General features: G+C 41.0%; 21 protein-coding genes. 14 read left to right on the forward strand and 7 right to left on the reverse strand.

The window, feature by feature from the left end; all coding sequences use genetic code 11:
* Position 1: 1 nt before the first annotated feature.
* The 3 genes from cccA to ACSBQP_RS01205 all read left to right on the forward strand — a co-directional run bounded on the left by cccA (position 2) and on the right by ACSBQP_RS01205 (position 2,312).
* On the forward strand, positions 2–361 hold the full coding sequence (gene cccA / locus ACSBQP_RS01195) for a cytochrome c550 (RefSeq protein ID WP_008342390.1): 360 nt from the start codon (positions 2–4) through the stop codon (positions 359–361).
* A gap of 120 nt (positions 362–481) precedes the next feature.
* The gene (locus tag ACSBQP_RS01200; protein ID WP_017367620.1) at positions 482–1,198 is read left to right on the forward strand and encodes a tRNA (adenine(22)-N(1))-methyltransferase; all 717 of its coding nucleotides are present in this window, start codon (positions 482–484) and stop codon (positions 1,196–1,198) included.
* A complete protein-coding gene (locus tag ACSBQP_RS01205; RefSeq protein WP_048001530.1) occupies positions 1,191–2,312 on the forward strand; it encodes a Nif3-like dinuclear metal center hexameric protein in 1,122 nt (373 codons plus the stop codon). The genes ACSBQP_RS01200 and ACSBQP_RS01205 overlap by 8 nt, the downstream gene beginning before the upstream one ends.
* Before the next feature lie 36 nt (positions 2,313–2,348).
* On the opposite strand, the gene ACSBQP_RS01210 is transcribed toward ACSBQP_RS01205, so the two are convergent.
* The gene (locus ACSBQP_RS01210; protein ID WP_007501283.1) at positions 2,349–3,293 is read right to left on the reverse strand and encodes a 4-hydroxy-3-methylbut-2-enyl diphosphate reductase; all 945 of its coding nucleotides are present in this window, start codon (positions 3,291–3,293) and stop codon (positions 2,349–2,351) included.
* A gap of 156 nt (positions 3,294–3,449) precedes the next feature.
* Positions 3,450–4,163 carry a YqfQ family protein gene (locus tag ACSBQP_RS01215; protein WP_251185773.1) on the reverse strand — a complete coding sequence of 238 codons (714 nt, stop codon included), beginning with the start codon at positions 4,161–4,163 and terminating at the stop codon, positions 3,450–3,452.
* Positions 4,164–4,318: 155 nt separating this feature from the next.
* On the opposite strand from ACSBQP_RS01215, the gene ACSBQP_RS01220 reads away from it, so the two are divergent.
* Both ACSBQP_RS01220 and ACSBQP_RS01225 read left to right on the forward strand, forming a co-directional pair.
* Positions 4,319–5,638, forward strand: coding sequence for a DEAD/DEAH box helicase (locus ACSBQP_RS01220; protein ID WP_024718822.1), 1,320 nt, complete (start codon positions 4,319–4,321; stop codon positions 5,636–5,638).
* Between the two features lie 9 nt (positions 5,639–5,647).
* Positions 5,648–6,541 (forward strand): deoxyribonuclease IV, encoded by an 894-nt coding sequence (locus ACSBQP_RS01225; protein ID WP_017358005.1) that lies wholly within the window; start codon positions 5,648–5,650, stop codon positions 6,539–6,541.
* Positions 6,542–6,590: 49 nt separating this feature from the next.
* Here the strand turns inward: ACSBQP_RS01225 and ACSBQP_RS01230 are convergent, their stop codons facing one another.
* On the reverse strand, positions 6,591–6,845 hold the full coding sequence (locus ACSBQP_RS01230; RefSeq protein ID WP_076822215.1) for a DUF2624 domain-containing protein: 255 nt from the start codon (positions 6,843–6,845) through the stop codon (positions 6,591–6,593).
* Between the two features lie 140 nt (positions 6,846–6,985).
* On the opposite strand from ACSBQP_RS01230, the gene ACSBQP_RS01235 reads away from it, so the two are divergent.
* The 5 genes from ACSBQP_RS01235 (at position 6,986) to ACSBQP_RS01255 (ending at position 11,105) form a co-directional block, all read left to right on the forward strand.
* On the forward strand, positions 6,986–7,867 hold the full coding sequence (locus ACSBQP_RS01235) for a YitT family protein (RefSeq protein WP_007501276.1): 882 nt from the start codon (positions 6,986–6,988) through the stop codon (positions 7,865–7,867).
* A gap of 136 nt (positions 7,868–8,003) precedes the next feature.
* Positions 8,004–8,780 (forward strand): metal ABC transporter ATP-binding protein, encoded by a 777-nt coding sequence (locus tag ACSBQP_RS01240; protein WP_008342368.1) that lies wholly within the window; start codon positions 8,004–8,006, stop codon positions 8,778–8,780.
* The gene (locus ACSBQP_RS01245; protein WP_007501274.1) at positions 8,780–9,640 is read left to right on the forward strand and encodes a metal ABC transporter permease; all 861 of its coding nucleotides are present in this window, start codon (positions 8,780–8,782) and stop codon (positions 9,638–9,640) included. Before ACSBQP_RS01240 ends, ACSBQP_RS01245 begins: the two co-directional genes overlap by 1 nt.
* Positions 9,618–10,046, forward strand: coding sequence for a Fur family transcriptional regulator (locus tag ACSBQP_RS01250; protein WP_003217433.1), 429 nt, complete (start codon positions 9,618–9,620; stop codon positions 10,044–10,046). The genes ACSBQP_RS01245 and ACSBQP_RS01250 overlap by 23 nt, the downstream gene beginning before the upstream one ends.
* Before the next feature lie 141 nt (positions 10,047–10,187).
* Positions 10,188–11,105: an ROK family protein gene (locus ACSBQP_RS01255; protein ID WP_435028112.1), complete on the forward strand. Its 918-nt coding sequence runs from the start codon at positions 10,188–10,190 to the stop codon at positions 11,103–11,105.
* 24 nt (positions 11,106–11,129) lie between these two features.
* Here the strand turns inward: ACSBQP_RS01255 and ACSBQP_RS01260 are convergent, their stop codons facing one another.
* Positions 11,130–11,708, reverse strand: coding sequence for a 5' nucleotidase, NT5C type (locus ACSBQP_RS01260; RefSeq protein ID WP_008342361.1), 579 nt, complete (start codon positions 11,706–11,708; stop codon positions 11,130–11,132).
* A gap of 139 nt (positions 11,709–11,847) precedes the next feature.
* On the opposite strand from ACSBQP_RS01260, the gene ACSBQP_RS01265 reads away from it, so the two are divergent.
* Entirely contained in the window at positions 11,848–12,210 is a 363-nt protein-coding gene (locus tag ACSBQP_RS01265; protein ID WP_212338177.1) for a DUF308 domain-containing protein, read from the forward strand.
* A 48-nt stretch (positions 12,211–12,258) separates the two neighbouring features.
* Here the strand turns inward: ACSBQP_RS01265 and ispG are convergent, their stop codons facing one another.
* Together ispG and ACSBQP_RS01275 are read right to left on the reverse strand one after the other, a co-directional pair.
* Complete coding sequence (gene ispG, locus ACSBQP_RS01270) at positions 12,259–13,374, reverse strand: flavodoxin-dependent (E)-4-hydroxy-3-methylbut-2-enyl-diphosphate synthase (RefSeq protein ID WP_008342357.1); 1,116 nt, start codon at positions 13,372–13,374, stop codon at positions 12,259–12,261.
* Between the two features lie 106 nt (positions 13,375–13,480).
* Entirely contained in the window at positions 13,481–13,783 is a 303-nt protein-coding gene (locus tag ACSBQP_RS01275; protein ID WP_052320616.1) for a hypothetical protein, read from the reverse strand.
* 186 nt (positions 13,784–13,969) lie between these two features.
* Here ACSBQP_RS01275 and ACSBQP_RS01280 point away from each other — a divergent pair, with 186 nt between their 5' ends.
* The gene (locus tag ACSBQP_RS01280) at positions 13,970–14,515 is read left to right on the forward strand and encodes a GNAT family N-acetyltransferase (protein WP_017367613.1); all 546 of its coding nucleotides are present in this window, start codon (positions 13,970–13,972) and stop codon (positions 14,513–14,515) included.
* 39 nt (positions 14,516–14,554) lie between these two features.
* Here ACSBQP_RS01280 and ACSBQP_RS01285 read toward each other — a convergent pair whose 3' ends face one another.
* Positions 14,555–15,307 (reverse strand): DUF1189 domain-containing protein, encoded by a 753-nt coding sequence (locus ACSBQP_RS01285; RefSeq protein WP_435028116.1) that lies wholly within the window; start codon positions 15,305–15,307, stop codon positions 14,555–14,557.
* A gap of 143 nt (positions 15,308–15,450) precedes the next feature.
* On the opposite strand from ACSBQP_RS01285, the gene ACSBQP_RS01290 reads away from it, so the two are divergent.
* The gene (locus tag ACSBQP_RS01290) at positions 15,451–15,936 is read left to right on the forward strand and encodes a DUF456 domain-containing protein (protein WP_041091011.1); all 486 of its coding nucleotides are present in this window, start codon (positions 15,451–15,453) and stop codon (positions 15,934–15,936) included.
* A gap of 183 nt (positions 15,937–16,119) precedes the next feature.
* A complete protein-coding gene (gene sodA, locus ACSBQP_RS01295; RefSeq protein ID WP_007501264.1) occupies positions 16,120–16,728 on the forward strand; it encodes a superoxide dismutase SodA in 609 nt (202 codons plus the stop codon).
* The last annotated feature ends 24 nt before the right edge of the window (positions 16,729–16,752 follow it).

Genomic DNA, 16,752 nt, shown 5'->3' on the forward strand with positions numbered 1-16,752 from the left:
AATGAAACGGAATCCACTTATACCATTCTTATTGATTGCCATTTTAGGTATTGGACTCACTTTTTTCTTATCAATGAAGGGGCTGAAAGATGAAGACAAAATTGCCTCTGGGGGCAAAGAGCAAAAGCAAGAAGAGACCGCAAATGCAACGCCGGAAGAATTGTATAAGCAGAACTGTATTAGCTGTCATGGGGAAAACTACGAAGGTGGCGCTGGTCCTGCATTAAAAGGTGTTGGCGACAAGCTTGAAGTAGCAGACATCAAGAAGAAAATTCAAGAAGGCGGAAATGGGATGCCGGGCGGGCTAATTCCGAATGAAAAGCTCGATGAAATGTCAGAATGGGTATCCAAAATTAAATAATAAAGCGCAAAAAGCTCTTTTTCATCAGAAGAGCTTTTTTCATTTGAAAACGACTTTTAAAAAGTCCATAATTTATATAAGATAGACAAGTATGAACATTAAAGAAAAGTAGTGATATGGATGAATGAAATGAATTTGTCAAAACGATTAAAAAGAGTCGCAGACTTTTTACCAAAAGAGGCGGTCTTTGCTGATATTGGCTCAGATCATGCCTATTTGCCATGTTATGCGATATTACATCATAAAGCATTGAAAGCCATTGCTGGTGAAATTACTGATGGACCGCTTCAATCTGCGAAGCAGCAAGTACATAGGCTTGAATTAGATGAGCAGATTTCAGTCAGAAAAGGAAATGGCCTTGAAGTGATTGAAAAAGGCGAGGTAAATGCTGTCACGATTGCAGGGATGGGCGGAGCACTTATTGCAAGCATTCTAAATGAAGGTAAACACAAGCTCACAGGGCAGGAGAGGCTTATTCTTCAGCCTAATATTCATGCCCACCATATTCGTTTATGGCTCTATCAAGAGGGGTATGAATTGATGGATGAAGTGATTTTAGAAGAGGATGGCAAAATATACGAAATCATCATTGCCGAAACTGGCGACAAAGATAAAGCCTATGAAGGCATGTCGATTGAAAAAGGCATGCTCGTTGGTCCGTTTCTTGCCAAAGAGCAAAATGATGTCTTCCGGCGCAAATGGATGAATGAGCTTCAGCACATGGAGCATATAGAAGGCCAGATTCAAAAAGCAGCGCCGACGGAAGAGAACAAAGAACGTCTGAAAGAGCTGAATGCGAAAATAAAAATGCTAAAGGAGGTTTTGACTGTTGGCTAAAACAGTGAACGGGCATGAAATCATCCAATTATTTGAGCAATTCTCACCAAAGGCATATGCGGTGGAAGGTGATAAAATTGGGCTCCAGATTGGAACGCTAAATAAAAAAGTGACCAATGTCATGATCACCTTAGATGTATTAGAAAATGTGGTAGATGAGGCAATTGAGCGGAAGGTGGATCTCATTATTGCCCACCATCCGCCAATTTTCCGTCCATTAAAACATGTGGCGACAGATCAGCCGGCAGGACGGATCATTGAGAAATGCATCAAACATGATATTGCGGTGTATGTAGCACATACAAACCTGGATGTGGCTGATGGAGGAGTCAATGACTTGCTTGCAGAGGCTTTAGAGCTCGGGGAAACAAAAGTGCTAGTTCCAACATACGAAGATCCAATTAAGCAGCTAGCTTTGTATGTCCCAGTGGAATTTGAAGAGGCCATCAGGACGGCTTTAGGAAATGCGGGAGCTGGCCATATTGGCAACTACAGTCATTGCGCTTTTTCAAATGAAGGGACAGGCAGTTTTCTGCCATCAGAAGAAGCTGTGCCATTTATTGGTGAGACGGGTAAATTGGAATTTGTGAAAGAAGTACGAATTGAAACCATTTTCCCAGCGAGTATTGAAAAACAAGTGATTCGTGAAATGATCAAAGCACACCCTTATGAAGAAGTGGCTTACAGTGTACACACGACAGATCTTCCTCCTATTCAAAAAGGCCTTGGCCGTATTGGAGAATTAAAAGAACCTATGACACTTAAAGACTTCACTCAATTTGTGAAAACGAAGTTAGATGTGAATGGAGCGCGTTTTGTAGGAGATCAGGAAGCGGTCGTGAAAAAAGTAGCTGTGCTTGGAGGAGACGGAAATAAATATATCCATCAAGCGAAAAGAATGGGTGCAGATGTGTACGTGACTGGCGACCTTTATTTCCATGTCGCTCACGATGCCATGATGCTCGGACTGAATGTAGTGGACCCAGGTCATTACGCAGAAAAGATCATGAAAGAGGGCGTGAAGACAAAGCTAGAATCGCTATGTACAGATAAAAAATATGATGTACAATTCTTTGTATCAGAATCAAACACAAATCCGTTTCAATTTGTGTAAATAAAAACGTCAGAGCATAGCAGCTCTGACGTTTTTTTATTTCTTTGTTTTCACGCGAGGTAATATCTTAGAAAGAGGAACCGTCCGTTCAATTTTCCATGTCGATTCATCATCAGGTTCATAGTTTTCTAAGAAACGAATGACTTCTTTTGTAATAGGTGTTGGTGTGGAAGCACCTGCAGTAACGGCAACTGTTTTTACCCCTTGGAGCCATTCAAGCTTTAACTCACTGAGATCACCAATTCGGTAAGCCTGCGTTCCTGCAATCTCCATTGACACTTGCGCCAGACGATTTGAGTTATTGCTTTTTGGATCGCCGACCACAATGGTCAGATCGGCTTGGCCTGCTTGCTGTGACACAGCTTCCTGACGTACCTGTGTCGCAAGGCAGATTTCTTGATGGTACTCGACGTGAGGATATTTTTCTTTAATGAGCTCCATCAGATCATGAACATCCCACTGAGACATTGTCGTCTGATTGGTGATGAGTAGTTTATCTGACGTTAAATCGAGCGCTTTAATATCAGCTTCTGTTTCGACAAGGTGCACTTTGTCAGGTGCAACACCGACGGCTCCTTCTGGCTCAGGGTGCCCCTTTTTCCCGATATAAATAATGTCATATCCATCAGCTGTTTTTTCTGAAATGAGTTCATGTGTTTTCGTGACATCTGGACACGTCGCATCAATGGCGACAAGGCCTTTTTCTTCTGCAATTTGACGGACTTCAGGAGATACGCCGTGAGCGGTGAAAATCACTGTGCCACTTTCAACCTGTTTTAAAATATCTAGACGGTTTGGTCCGTCCAGTGTGTAAATTCCATCTTCTTCGAAGGCATCTGTGACATGTTTGTTGTGCACAATCATACCTAATATATAAATTGGGCGTGGCAAGTTTTTATCAAGTGCGGCATTTTTAGCAATGACCATTGCATCTACAACGCCATAGCAATAGCCACGCGGCGAAATTTTAATTACATTCATTTATTCGTCCTCCTGTAGGGAAGTGCTGCTAGAGAAGAACAATATAAAAAGCCGTGAAAAACGGCTTTTGATCATTCTCTTCCTTCATTATAGCCAAAGTAAGCGCATATATCAAAGATTGTTATACATGGGAAACACTTCGCCTTTAAAAGATCACTAGACATATAGTTTCGGAATGGAACTACCCGATCTTTTTTTCGGTTTTGCTTCAGGAGCAGCTGATGTGTGTACAGTCCCTTTTTTGACAAGGATGTCCTCTGGTTCTTCTTCTTTTCCTTCTTCTATTTCATCATCAACTGGTTCGTGAGGAACGTCTGTTTCTGCAGTGATTTCTTTTGGTTCTTCGTCTGCATCATTCGTATTTGTTTCATCATCATCCGCACTGCCAAGCTGGCTATAGAGTTTAATCATGGCAGGCAAATTTCTGACTAAAGGACCGTATTGCTGAATCATAGGCGTGAATTGCTGCGCCATTCCGAGTACTTTTTGAACATTTCCTAACATGCTTGAAAGGTTCGCAGGGTTTGCGAAGCTCTGGATTCCTTGTAATCCCGCACCACCTCCAGCTCCAGAGATCCCTGCTCCTCCAGATCCAGGAAGAAATTTTGCCAGCATGCCCTTAATTCCGGCTCCGCCGCCTAGTGCACGGCTTTCGCCTCCAGGAATGCCACCCATCCCGCGTAGACCGCCGCCTTGTACAGACGGAGAGCGAGGCATCATTTGTTGAAATTGGTTGCCTTGCCCTTGAAAAGGCTGTTCGATCGGAGCCTGCTGTCTCCGTTGAAAAATCCCGGGCTGTCCGCCATTTCCAAGGTGCCGGCGTGAGGGGCGATGCGGCTGAAAATCGCCCATAGGCCTTTGCCCTAACATACTTGTACCTCCCTTACTGCATTCTCTTTCTCTTCATAGGTTATGCAAGGAAGTATCATTTGGTTTCCTGTGAGAAAAGCGGACATGGTTTTTTTGCTGAAAATCAGCTATAATGAGGAGATGAGCAAAAAGGCATTGCCTTAAGGAGTGAAAACATGAAAGAAACGAAATTTACGACATATGAATTAAAGTCTTTTATTATAGATGCTATTCATGAACTGGGCTTTTATGAGCCGACTGATATTCAAAAAAGAATCATACCTGCTGTTTTAAAAGGTGAAAGTGTGATTGGACAGTCTCAAACAGGAACAGGAAAAACCCATGCGTATTTATTGCCGCTTATTCATTCAATTGATCCAAGCAAAGAGCAAGTACAAGTGGTCATTACTGCACCAACACGAGAATTAGCGAATCAAATTTTTAAAGAAGCACAAACGATCTTAAAAAATACGCCTCCAGAAGAAGAAATCAAGGCAAAGCTTTACATTGGCGGAACAGACAAGCAGAAATCCATTCAAAAGCTAAAGAATCAGCCGCACTTAGTGGTCGGCACTCCTGGACGTATTGCTGATCTTATTCATGAGCAAGCGCTGAATGTGTACAAAGCAACATCTCTTGTCATTGATGAAGCAGACCTTATGCTAGATATGGGCTTTTTAGAAGATGTGGATCGTATTGGCTCACAAATGCCAGAACAGTTGCAAATGCTCGTGTTCTCAGCAACTATTCCAGAAAAATTAAAACCTTTCCTCAAAAAATATATGGATAATCCGAAATATGCACATGTTGAACCGAAACGCATTACGGCTGAAAACATTCAGCATATTTTAGTTCCATCTAAACAACGAGATAAATTAAAATTACTTCATGAAATGGTGACGAATGTACAGCCTTATTTAGGGATCATCTTTGCGAATACGAAATCAACTGTTGATGAAATTGCCTCATTCCTACAGGAAAAAGGAATGAAAATTGGGGTACTTCATGGTGGTTTAACGCCTCGTGAACGTAAAAAAGTGATGAAACAAATTGAAGATTTGGAGTTCACCTATATTGTGGCATCTGATCTTGCTGCCCGCGGGATTGATATTAAGGGCGTCAGCCACGTGATTAACTATGAGCTCCCATCCGATCTTGATTTTTATGTTCACCGTGTGGGAAGAACGGCTCGCGCTGGTTCATCTGGCATTGCAATGACCATTTATGATCTCGCTGATGAGGATGCACTCGTTCAAATTGAAAAAATGGGTGTTGTGTTTGAAAACAAAACGATTGTTCATGGCGAATGGCGAGATGCAGATGATCGTTTGAAGCGTCAAAGACGTAAAAAAGCACCAAATGAAATTGAAGAAAAAGCAAAACGCCTTGTCAGAAAACCGAAAGCCGTCAAACCTGGATATAAAAAGAAAATGACACGTGAGATGGATAAGATCAAAAGACAAGAACGTAGAAAGTCAAAGCGTAACGGAAAGTAGGGGGACACATTGTTGAAGATTGGATCACATGTATCCATGAGCGGAAAACATATGCTTCTTGCAGCGAGTGAGGAAGCTGCCTCTTATGGTTCAAATACTTTTATGATTTATACAGGTGCACCGCAAAATACGCGCCGTAAAAAAATTGAAGATCTCAATATTGAAGCTGGACAAGCGCATATGAAAGAGCATGGTATGACAGATATCGTCGTTCATGCACCGTATATTATCAATATTGGGAACACAGTGAATCCAGCGACATTTGAGCTTGGAGTGGATTTCCTTCGCTCTGAGATAGAGCGTACAGAAGCGCTAGGTGCAAGACAAATTGTTCTTCATCCAGGTGCGCATGTCGGAGCAGGTGCAGATGCTGGAATTCAAAAAATCATTGAAGGCCTCAATGAAGTCATTGTGAAGGGGCAGGAGGTTCAAATTGCGCTGGAAACAATGGCGGGAAAAGGATCAGAGTGCGGAAGAAGCTTTGAAGAGCTTGCCCAAATTATTGACGGTGTGACACATAACGAAGCACTTTCTGTTTGCTTTGATACGTGTCACACGCACGATGCAGGTTATCCCATTGTGAGTGATTTTGATGGAGTATTAGAAGAATTTGATCGAATTGTCGGGATCGACAGAATCAAAGTTCTTCATATTAATGATAGTAAAAATGTACAAGGCGCAAGAAAAGACCGACATGAAAATATCGGTTTTGGAGAAATTGGTTTTGATGCCCTGAGCTATATCGTTCATCATCCACAGCTTCAAGATGTGCCGAAGATTCTAGAAACGCCTTATGTAGGTGAAGATAAAAAGAACAAGAAACCACCTTATAAATTCGAAATTGCGATGCTGAAAGAAAAGCAATTTGATGAAGGTTTACTAGATAAGATTACGGGTCAATAAAAAGTGCATGCAATGTGATGAGGTGCCGCTAAATGCGGCCCTTTTTTGCCTAATTTGTGAATTGATTAAACAGATCATTGACGGTCTGTGCTGTCTGCTTAGACGTAATCGCCTCCACTTGCTTAAGCAGCCGGTTGCGCTCTGCATCGTTAAAAATATTGACGTTTTTCCCATTCATGAGTTTGGCGACCTCAGTAGCCTGATTGGATGTTAAACTGACCCCATACTGTTTCGCATACCTTAACAAGTCATTTGCTGTGATCTGATTCAGACGCTGCAACACAATTTTTTGAATTAAAATCAATTCCATTCCTCCCCTCTGTATCAATGTATGGGCGAAAACGGAAAATGTGCAAAAAATTTTATTTTACTCTGTGAAATGATAAAATAGTAAAGTGAATAAAATGTTCATTGAAAACTAAACATGTGTAGAAGGGAGAACGTATGGCAAATAGTAAACAGCATAAAAAGGAATCAGTGCCTCATTTTATTTTGAGAATTTTTCTGATTCTAGTAGGAGCTGCATGTGCGGCAGTCAGCATTGAATTATTTTTAGTGCCAAACAATATTATTGATGGAGGCATCATCGGTATTTCGCTTATTTTGGATTATCTTTTTACGGATAACCCATTCATTAATTTTGCGACGATTGTTGTCATTTTAAATATTCCATTTATGATATCAGGATACAAACATATTGGGAAAACCTTCTTGATTTCCACTGTGATTGGGATTGTCAGCTTGGCCGTGATTGAATCTTCACTCCATCATGTAGAAGCATTTACGACGCAGCCGATTTTAGCTACTGTATTTGGAGGGCTATTACTCGGGTTTGGCGTTGGGCTTGTGATACGGAATGGAGGCTCAATGGACGGAACGGAAATCTTAGGAATTCTTCTGACGAAAAAAATTCCTTTCTCCGTCGGTGAGTTTGTCATGATCGTCAATGTGTTCATTTTTATTTGGGCAGGCTTTGTCTTCGGACCAGAGCAGGCTATGTATTCTGTCATGACATATTATTTGGCAATGAAAACAATTGATGCTGTCATTCAAGGACTAGATGAAACAAAAGCTGTCATTATCGTTTCGGATTATTATGATGAAATTTCAGATGCGATCCTTCATCGTCTCGGCAGGGGAACCACCAAGCTTAGAGGAAAAGGCGGTTATACCGATGAAGAAAAAGATGTCATTTACGCCGTCGTGACAAGACTTGAAATTACGAAGCTGAAATCTATCGTGTTTGAAATTGATGGTCAAGCCTTTATTACGATTATGGATACGCATGAAACAAAAGGCGGTAAATTCAAAACAGCCATTCATTAGCTTTTATTTTACTTTTTTATCTTTCTTTTATATAATGAAATGTATGTATGGACAAAGAAAATGGCTTTTGCCATTTTCTTTTTGTTGTATAAATCGTAATCATTCTTTTTATATTGGATTAAAGGTGGAAAGATTTATGGCAAAGCCAATTATTGAAATGAAGGACATTTCGTATTCATATGGACAGCGAAATGTCATCGATCACATTCATTTAACAGTAGAGGAAGGAAACTTTCTAGCACTTGTTGGACCGAATGGATCTGGTAAAACAACCTTATTAAAATGCCTGCTTGGCTTGATTAAACCACAGCAGGGAGAATTGAAGCTCTTTGGCACACCTGCTCAAAAATTTAAAGACTGGGATCAAATTGGATTTGTTTCTCAAAAGGCGAATAGCTTTAATACAGGTTTTCCTGCTTCTGTATACGAGGTCGTGGCAAGTGGTTTAACGGCGAAGATTGGTTTATTCAAACGCATGAGTAAGCAGGATAAGCTTCAAGTAGATGAGGCCATCCGCTCAGTTGGCATACAGGACTTAAAACACCAAAACATTGGTGAGCTTTCAGGCGGGCAGCAGCAGCGTACATTTATTGCCCGTGCACTCGTCAGTCAGCCGAAGCTGCTTATTTTAGATGAGCCGACTGTGGGTGTAGACCAAAGAACAGTAGAAGGCTTTTATCAGCTGTTAGAAACATTGAACAAAGAAAAAGGAATGTCTTTAATTCTCGTTACACATGATGTAGGAACCGTTTCTGACAAAGTCACGCATGTGGCTTGTTTAAATCAGACACTTCATTTTCATGGAGATGCGGAAACGTTTGATTCGATGGATGATCAGGCGCTTTCTCAGTTTTACGGGCATGACATTCAAGTGATTCATCACGATCATCACCATCATGGGGGACATGAATAATGCTATTTCCATTTTTTCATTATGAATTTTTACAAAATGCGTTTATCGCAGGTATGCTGATCGGCTTTATTGCGCCCTTACTTGGTGTATTTATTGTCGTGAGAAGGCTCTCTCTCATCGCAGATGCGCTTAGTCACGTATCACTTGCTGGGATAGCGGCAAGTTTATTCCTTGATAAAAAGTTTGGACTTTTGACAGGGGTTAGCCCGCTTTACTTAGGAATGGCTTTTTCTGTGGCTGGCTCGTTGTTTATTGAACGTCTGCGCTCTGTGTATAAACATTATCAGGAGCTGGCAATTCCCATTATTTTATCGGGTGGTATTGGGATCTCTGTTATTTTCATTTCACTTGCAAATGGTTTTAATACAGATTTGTTCAGCTATTTGTTCGGAAGTGTCAGTGCGGTTTCAAGGCTCGATCTTTGGATTATTGTTGGGATCTCACTTGTCGTTGTATTAGTGGTTGTGCTCTTGTATAAAGAATTGTTTTTGCTTTCTTTTGATGAAGAACATGCGAAGGCTTCTGGTATTTCAGCTAAGTGGATTCATTTTATTTTTATTTTAGTCGTTGCACTTGTCATCGCAGCATCGATGCGTATTGTTGGTACACTCCTAGTGTCCGCACTCATGACACTGCCTGTTGCGGCAAGTATTCGGATTGCCAAAGGGTTTAAACAGGCGATTTTCCTTTCCATCTTATTTGGGGAATTGTCTGTTATGGTCGGCTTGATTTTAAGTTATTATCTTGATTTAGCGCCGGGTGGAACCATTGTGATGCTGTCTATTTTGATTTTAATCGGGTGTATTAGTATTGGGAAATTCAGAAGGGGGAATCATCATGAACGTACAAGAAGCGCTTGATTTATTAAAGGAAAAAGGCTATAAATATACAAGCAAACGTGAAGATATGCTTCAATTGTTTTCTGATTCTGATAAATACTTGACCGCTAAAAATGTATTAACAGCTTTAAGTGAAGATTACCCAGGGCTTAGTTTTGATACGATTTATCGAAACCTGTCTTTATATGAAGATCTTGGGATATTAGAGACAACGGAATTATCAGGGGAGAAACTGTTCCGTTTTAAATGTTCGTTTTCCCACCATCATCATCACTTTATTTGTTTGACGTGTGGTAAAACAAAGGAAATCGACGCTTGCCCTATGGACAAGCTTGATGCTGATCTAGAGGATTATCACATTAGCGGACATAAATTTGAAATTTACGGAACGTGTCCTTCTTGCGAACCAAAAGAAGTTCATTCATGAAAGAAGCCAGCCGATGGGCTGGCTTTTTGTTTTGTCATGTTGAAAACGTTTTACAAAGGATAGCTGTTTCATTAAAATGAGAACAACAGATCATCTATAGAAGCAGATTTGAGTCTTTAGAAATAGGGGGAGGGGTCAAAAGTGGCGTATTATATCGTATTCGATGTAGGCGGGACAAAAACAAAGCACGGGGTCACGAATCGAAATGGTGAGCTGATCATGAGCGGTGACTACGAAACAAACTGCCGGCAGCTTGAGCCGTTTTTAGAGGACATGGAGAACGTGGTGAAAGAGTATCAAAGGACTTGGAATATCAAAGGGATTGCGATGAGTCTTCCGGGGTTTGTTGACAGTCAAACGGGTTATACGGAATTTGCAGGAGCGATTATTGCTTTAAATGGTCAAAATGTCAAAACGCTTTTGGAAGAAAAAACATCACTTCGTGTAGAAGTAGAAAATGATGCGAACTGTGCAGCTCTGGCTGAAAAATTTAGTGGTCATGCGAAAGAGTGTGACAGCTTTATATGTATGACGCTTGGGACTGGTGTCGGCGGCGGTATTTTTGCTGGTGGCGAGCTTGTTCGCGGTGCCTCTTTTCGCGGCGGTGAATTTGGCATGATGCTGACAGAAACAGAAAACGGTCAGTTTACGACACTCAACAGCAGTGCTTCGACAGCTGGATTGATACGAAGCTACAAAGAGCAGCAGGGACTTCCACAAAGTCAGCAAATAGACGGTCAAGAGATCTTTGAAAAAGCCAAGCATGATCCGGCCATTGAGAAGATGATCGATCAGTGGTACAAACGAATCGCAATTGGCATTTACAATGTGGCAACAGTTCTCAATCCAGAGAAAATCCTCATTGGCGGGGGCGTGAGTGCAAGGCCCGATTTGATTCCAAACATTGAGAAACATTTACATACTTTGCATGCATGGAAAAACATACAGGTGACACTGGAAACGTGCTATTACTTCAATCAGGCAGGTATGATGGGTGCACTTTATCATTTTTTAATAAAAGAAGGACATTATCGTACAATCAAAAAGCCGATACATTAAAAACGTATCGGCTTTTGATCTGTTTTAGTAAGCAGTTTGCAGACGCTTTTCATACTGTTTGATCCATTGGGATGCTTCTTGCCAATTATTCACGCGAATGATCCGTTCATCAATTGGCATTTGATTATACGGTGAGTTAAACAGAATCACTGGAATGTCAGCTTCTTTTGCAATCATTGTGGCATTGCCATGGTGATCTTCAAAAAACACATCGATCTTATGTTTTTGAACAGCTTCCACCTTATGATGTCCGCCAACAAGCTCGATATCGTCATAATGGACATGATTCTCCTCAAACCATTTGTAGGTGATGTCTGAGTGATGCTGCCTTCTGGCTGTGATATAAATCAATTGATGATGATGTTTCATTTGATTGAGGATTTCTTTTGCACCCTCGGCAGGCTTTGCCTGTTTATAAATAAGAGGCTCATACTCATTCATCCAGCCCCAAAATTCTTCATTTGAAATCTTTAAAAGCTTCGTCAAATCATATTCCGTCATATCATCTAGTGTGATGTCACATTGAAACGACTCATTTAAGTAGGGGACAAAGGTGTCCTGCGCCGTGACTGTGCCATCGATATCAATTCCTAAACGTAACATGCCCACACTCCTCATATTTATCCTCTTAAAGTGTAACATAATCAATTCACAATTCCAGCAAGTTTTAGCAAACATGAAACAGACATTTTTGCTCATACTAAAAAAGCTCCTTTCTATTAACCAAAAGGGGGAATTGATCATGGAAAGAGACGAAGATTTCAGAAGAAATAATCGTGAAATCGACACACACTTTAGTAATGATGATGGCTATTTAGAGGAAACAGCTGCTGAAATAGCAGAGCCATATCAAGCATCAAGAGATCGTGAAGACAGAAGAGAACGTGACCATGTAGGTGACGATTCAGGCAGTAAGGGGATAGGCTATACAGCACTCGCGATTGCGATTATCTCATTATTTGTCTTGCCGGTGCTATTAGGGGTAGCGGCAATCGTCGTTGGTTATATTGCAAGAAGAAAAGGAGCACATGCGCTTGGCGCGTGGTCAATCGGGATCGGAATCGTTTCCGTCATCCTCGGCATCTTTATCACCCCGTTCTTTTAACAGGACAGGAACAGAAAAACGCCTGACAGTGATGTCAGGCGTTCTTTGTTATGCGTTCGCTTGTTTTGCTTTTTCAGCTTCCATTTTTGCATAATGTTCTTCAGCGATTTTATCGATTTCTTTTTTCAGTTCTTCGACCATTGTTTCTTCTGGCACTTTCCGAACGATTTCACCTTTGCGGAATAAAAGGCCTTCACCTCTAGCGCCAGCGATGCCGATATCAGCTTCACGCGCTTCACCCGGACCGTTTACAGCACATCCGAGAACAGCTACTTTGATCGGTGCTTTAATTTTAGAAATATATTCTTCGACTTCATTTGCAATGCTAATGAGGTCAATTTCAATTCGTCCACAAGTTGGACAAGAGATGAGTGTTGCTGCATTTGATGCAAGGCCAAATGATTTTAATAATTCACGTGCCACTTTGACTTCTTCGACCGGGTCAGCACTTAATGAAATACGGAGTGTGTTACCAATCCCCATATTCAAGATTGCGCCAAGACCAGCTGCACTTTTGACCGTACCTGCAAATAACGTACCTGATTCTGTAATCCCAAGATGAAGAGGATAATCAAAGGCTTTTGCTGCTTTTTCGTATGCCTCAATCGCAAGGTTTACATCAGATGCTTTCATACTGACAATGATGTCATGAAAGTCTAGGTCTTCTAAAATTTTAATGTGATGCAGTGCACTTTCAACCATACCATCTGCTGTTGGATAGCCGTATTTATCAAGAATCTTTTTCTCGAGCGAACCGGCGTTTACCCCAATACGAATTGGAATGCCTTTTTCTTTTGCCGCTTTCACAACAGCTTCGACTTTTTCTCGTCTTCCGATGTTTCCTGGGTTGATACGAATTTTGTCTGCACCTGCTTCAATCGCTTTCAGTGCAAGCTTGTAGTCAAAATGAATGTCGACAACAAGGGGAATGTTGATTTGTTTTTTTATGTCCGCAATCGCATTTGCTGCACGCTCATCTGGGCATGCGACACGCACGATTTGACAGCCAGCTTCTTCTAAACGTTTAATTTCAGCTACTGTCGCTTCGACATCATGTGTTTTGGTTGTCGCCATACTTTGAATGACGACTTCATTGTTTCCACCTATAGTTAAAGGTCCCACTTTGACGGGACGCGTTTTTGTACGATGTGTGACTTCACTCACTTGTCAATCGCTCCTTAGTGTACATGCAATTCGTTTGCAGTGTACGACGTGTTTTACATCTCATATTGTAACAGTCTCTTCGTATGAATGACAAGGAATTAACGTTTTATCTCTTATAGACCGGAAACTTGTATGTGCTGCCTGCCCGAATTTCGTTCGCTTTGACGCCTTGATTCAGTGCTTCAAAGTCTTCGATCACTTCATCTAATGGCTTACTTGTATGTACGATAGAGACGACGGTTTGACCTTGTTTAACAGTGACAGTTTTATATGCCTGTTTATCAGCTGTTTGAAAGGCGCTGGCGGGAACAGCAGGGCCTTCCTGAACGGGGATCGTTCCATTTTTCAAATCAAAAAAGATAATAAAGAGGACAAACAAACTGACTAGTAAAAAAATAATTCGCCGCATTTTACTCACCGCTTTTAAGAGTTTACTTCAGTGTATGTTTGTCCCTGAGTTGATAGAACCAAAAAGAGTGAAAAAGCTAGAGAAGGGCGGTTCTAGTGAGTTCTAGTATGACTTGTAATCGGAAAAATCTTTGATAAGCCGAAGCGCTTTCTTTATTATGATAAAATAAAAAAAGGGGGAGAGTATATGAAGAAAATCAGTCAGAATATATATGTAAGAACACTAACAGAAAGTGATGCAGAAGCTCTATTAACACTTGAACGAGAAAACCGCACTTATTTTCAGCAATTTACACCTTTGGTTCAGGATGATTTTTTTACTGTACCTCGTCAAAAGGAACGGATTAACCGCAGTATGCAAAGGCGTGCAAAAGATGAAGCCTATATGCACGGTATTTTCTTAAATGAAACAGATGCATTAATTGGAACGATCTCACTCCATTCTGTTGAAAGAGGACCGATTCAAGGGGCTTTGCTTGGATATGTGCTTGATGAAAGGCAAGGCGGGAAGGGGTATATGACAGAGGCGATTCGTTTGATTATCGATTATGCCTTTTATGAACTGTACCTTCACCGTATTGAGGCTGGCGTAAAACCATCTAACATTGGTTCCATTCGTGTGCTTGAGAAGACAGGGTTTGAAAATGAGGGACTTCATCGTAAAAAAGTAAAGATCAATGATAAGTGGGAGGATCACTATATGTTTGCGATCATCCATCCAGATGAGTCATAGGGTCAAAACAAATAAAAAAGCTCCCCGAAATGAGGGAGCTTATTTTTTTGCAGGTATTTCTTTAACGACAAGATATAAGAAAATAAAGTTAATCACCCAATTTAATAAAAATGAGTTCGCAACCGGCGTGTTTAATGCACTCATGATGGCGAAAAAGACGGTTGTTAATGTGAGTGAATAGGCAGAGAGCTTCCAAAGCATTTGAAAGGACAGCTCTTTTTGCTGCATTCGTTTAATAAATGTACCAAGCATGGCTAGGAATGTTGCGCTGATGAACATGAGAGCAGCAGTAGATAGATACAGCAGGACACAAATGACAGGGATAATGATCGCTTGATTCTGGTTTGTGACGCTGGCAAGTTCATCTTTTGTGAGTGTTCCGCCAAGCAGCTGGTATGGAATATCTGTCATTTGTCCGTCAATGGCAATCACTGCTTTTTCTTTCAATAACGCAATGGCTGTTTGTTTTGATTCAAGCTCACTTGATTTTATTTTTTCAGCGGGATCAAAGATAATCGTGATGCCGTTTTCTTCTTTTTCGATCGGCGTGCTTTGATCCGCTTGAAGCGTTCCTTTTTCAATGGAAAAGTCGGGTAAATCTTTTTTAATCACATGCTGAAATCCTGACATCGCATTTGAAATCTCTTTGCTCATATGATAGCACTGGGGGACAGCTGCGATGATCGAAAGGATAAAGATGAATAAAATGGCCTTTCCAATCCCAGTAAAACGTGCTCTGGCAATATCTTTTGGTGAATAAATTCCTTTTAACAATAAACTAAATACGTTCAACCGATTCACTTCCTACATTCTTTTCTATTTCTCACATTGTATCAATGTCTATCCATCCAGTACAAGTACGGCCTTCATTGCTGGTTAAGATAGAAGGAATGAGGCATAATGTATACAGCATATAAAAAGGAGGCGGCTGCGGATTGGACGTGCTGTATTGGATTTTGATCGGCTGTGCATTTATCATTGCGTTTGTGGGACTTGTCTATCCAATCATTCCTAGTGTGGTTTTCATGGTTCTTGGGTTTATTTTATATGGGTTCTTTTTTAGCTTTGAGAAATTGACGCTCACCTTTTGGCTCATTCAAGCCATGTTTACAGCTGTGTTATTTGCCGCGGATTATGTCTCCAATCTGATTGGGGTGAAACGCTTTGGCGGCAGCCGGGCGGCCATTTGGGGAAGTACCATTGGGCTTTTAGCCGGTCCTTTTGTGATTCCGATTGCTGGAATTATCATTGGTCCATTTATCGGCAGTGTCATCGCAGAGCTGCTCGTTCATCAAAAAGATCTGAAGACAAGTGTGAAAGTGGGGCTTGGCTCATTAATTGGTTTTGTGTCAGGCGTATTTGCAAAAGGGTTGATTCAAGCACTGATGCTGGGAATCTTTTTGTTTTATGTGCTTCGCTAAATGGAAAATCGGTGTTTAACACTCTTTCAGAAGGGTTAAATACAAAATAAACACTGAAATGTTTCAGATCATGAGCAATAACGTTGAAACAAGCCGTTTCTTTTGATACTCTTTGATTAGGGTGAATTGCTTGCTTACTAAGGAAGCATTTCAGTACATACATTTCTAAGGAGGAATTTAACCATGGCTTTTAAACTTCCAGAATTACCATATGCTTACGATGCATTAGAACCACATATCGACAAGGAAACAATGACGATTCACCACACAAAACACCATAACACTTATGTAACAAACTTAAACAAAGCAATCGAAGGTGTATCAGCTCTTGAAGATCAATCAATTGAAGAGCTAGTGGCTAACTTGAACTCTGTGCCTGAAAACATTCGTACAGCTGTACGTAACAATGGCGGAGGACATGCGAACCACTCATTATTCTGGACGCTTCTTTCACCAAACGGTGGCGGCGCACCAACTGGTGAACTTGCAGATGCGATCGAAAAAGAATTAGGCGGATTTGAAAAATTCAAATCTGATTTCGCTGCAGCAGCTGCAGGACGCTTTGGTTCTGGTTGGGCATGGCTTGTTGTGAACAATGGCAAACTTGAAATCACAAGCACACCAAACCAAGATTCTCCTTTAACTGAAGGAAAAACACCAATCCTAGGACTAGACGTTTGGGAGCATGCTTACTACCTAAACTACCAAAACCGTCGTCCTGATTACATTTCAGCATTTTGGAATGTTGTGAACTGGGATGAAGTGGCTCGCCTTTACAGCGAAGCTAAATAAATGATTTGATTTGAAAAGACCTGC

It is taken from the genome of Bacillus sp. G402 (assembly GCF_051172515.1).
Lineage (GTDB): Bacteria > Bacillota > Bacilli > Bacillales > Bacillaceae > Bacillus > Bacillus altitudinis.